A 1,952-nucleotide genomic window follows, 5' to 3' on the forward strand; every position below is an offset into this window, starting at 1 on the left:
TTTGGCAGTTCAATAAAATAATTGACAGTAAAGTCAGAAAGTAAAATTTTCTCAATGTTCTTATTTTCAAATGTGTGGCAACGGTCTCGGCTATGAGTAGTTGCGTGGTTTAGCGATTAACTTTGCAAGTACACAACAAACTGAAAATCCGCGAGGATTTTCAGAAGTAGGCGAGAACAAGCAATTACTTATAGCCATTGTTGGCAAATCGTTTTTTATTTATGGTATTAATATCAGTCGTTGTTTTAATTTCTCGTTTCCTAAAACCCAAACAATTAAATATCCACCAGCACCATCACTATTCCATTGATGGACAATATAATCATTCTTGTTTTTATTGATTTCAAATACATTGTCGCATTCAAAAATATCCTCGTAAAGAATACTCGGAATCTCAATAGATTTTCCATTTATTGAGGTTTCAATTCCAACAACTTCTGTTTTAGGAATATTTCCGTCAGTTCCGTAAATTCTCCGTCCGTTAATTTTAGTCAGCCACTTTCCGTCAAAATCAGATATCTTATTTTCCAGACTAAATTCCTTTAACTTATACTCAAATGAAAATTCAGTTCCGTTGTATTTAGTCAAATCCTCAATTGGGCATAAACGACTTTTATGAATGTAACCCATAAAAGTATCGTCTTCTCCACATTCCAATTGGAATTTGTTTTTTGAAATATATACGGTTATCCAATCAGATTCTGTTTTGTTTTCTTGATAACTAAATACTTCGGAATCTTTGAGTTTATAAATGACTTCAGAATTAATTTTAGGAAGTTTCCGAACGTTTGTAAATCCATCAACATCTTTTATAACTGCAATTTGTCCGTAATTCAGATTACAGAAAAATAGGATTGAAACGATTATTAAAAAGTTCTTCATTCTCTTGTTATGCAGTTTTTCTTAAATGTTTGCCAACGGTTTTGTGTATGATTAGTGGCGTGTTTAAGCAACTAATTTAGCAAATACAAACCGAATAGAAAATCCGCGAGGATTTTCGTAAGCAAGCTCGAACTAGCCATTAATTATACACGGTGTTACCTGCTGGCTTTTCTCAATTCAGTTTCTTAAGCTCATTGTCAATTTGCAAATGTATTTGTTTTAATGGTTGGATATATTTGTCCGTATCTTCTTCAATTGCCTTTCTGAATAATTCAAACGCTTGTATTCTAAGTTCTGAATATTTTAGTAAAATTTCGTTTTGTTTAATTAACTCAGTAGGTAAATCTTCGAATCTATTTGTTTTATTAATTATCTCAATATTTTCTTTCCATTTAGGAATCGTTTTTTCGTCTAATTCTTTAAGTAAAGAATGTTTAGTTCCAGTATTTAAATTATTGTAAAAGACTAAAGTCTCAGTTTCGTTTTTTGAAAATTCAGTAAATTCTTTTTCGTACTTTTCATATACTTCGCTGTCTGTCGAGAGATAAGTATAACCAAATATTCCAATTCCAACTATTAATAGTGAAATCAGTCCAATTCCAGCAGCTTTCCATCCTGAAAAGAATGAATTTCCGTGTTTTTCATGAGCTTTTAGTGGGACACCTTGAGTCCACTCTACAATTCCCCAAATGATACCTGTATAAATAAGAGGAATTAATTGTCTTGGAATTTGGTCAACAATCTTTTCGGGGAGCATAAATATTCCACCAAATAGTATAATTGTAGTTATAATTCCTATTATTAAAGATTTTCTTCCTTCATCAGGTTTGTTTAGCGCTTTAAAATTTTCGCTTATTAAATAGCCAGCAGCTAATGGCCCTCCCAAAAATGTTGCTCCGCTGATTGCCTTAGACGAATAAAGTTTGATGTCTTTTGTAGTATTTTCTATTTGATTATTTGTTTCGGTCATTTTTTTAGCTTGCAGGTAACGTGTTTGTGTATGATTAGTGGCGTGGTTAAGCACCTAATTTAGCAAATAAAAACCGAATAGAAAATCCGCGAGGATTTTC

Annotated in this window: 2 protein-coding genes; both read right to left on the reverse strand. The window is 32.0% G+C overall.

Features of this window, described 5'->3' with window-relative positions; all coding sequences use genetic code 11:
• Positions 1–219: 219 nt before the first annotated feature.
• Complete coding sequence (locus ABD963_RS15075) at positions 220–882, reverse strand: hypothetical protein (RefSeq protein ID WP_345278283.1); 663 nt, start codon at positions 880–882, stop codon at positions 220–222.
• Positions 883–1,054: 172 nt separating this feature from the next.
• Positions 1,055–1,852 carry a hypothetical protein gene (locus ABD963_RS15080; RefSeq protein WP_345278285.1) on the reverse strand — a complete coding sequence of 266 codons (798 nt, stop codon included), beginning with the start codon at positions 1,850–1,852 and terminating at the stop codon, positions 1,055–1,057.
• Between the last annotated feature and the right edge of the window lie 100 nt (positions 1,853–1,952).

Origin of the sequence: Litoribaculum gwangyangense (assembly GCF_039543505.1) — a bacterium.
Classification (GTDB): Bacteria; Bacteroidota; Bacteroidia; order Flavobacteriales; family Flavobacteriaceae; genus Litoribaculum; species Litoribaculum gwangyangense.

Excerpts from the sequence above, each read along its gene's own strand:
- ABD963_RS15075 (WP_345278283.1), bottom strand. The coding sequence starts at position 882 with ATGAAGAACTTTTTAATAATCGTTTCAATCCTATTTTTCTGTAATCTG.
- ABD963_RS15080 (WP_345278285.1), bottom strand. The coding sequence starts at position 1,852 with ATGACCGAAACAAATAATCAAATAGAAAATACTACAAAAGACATCAAA.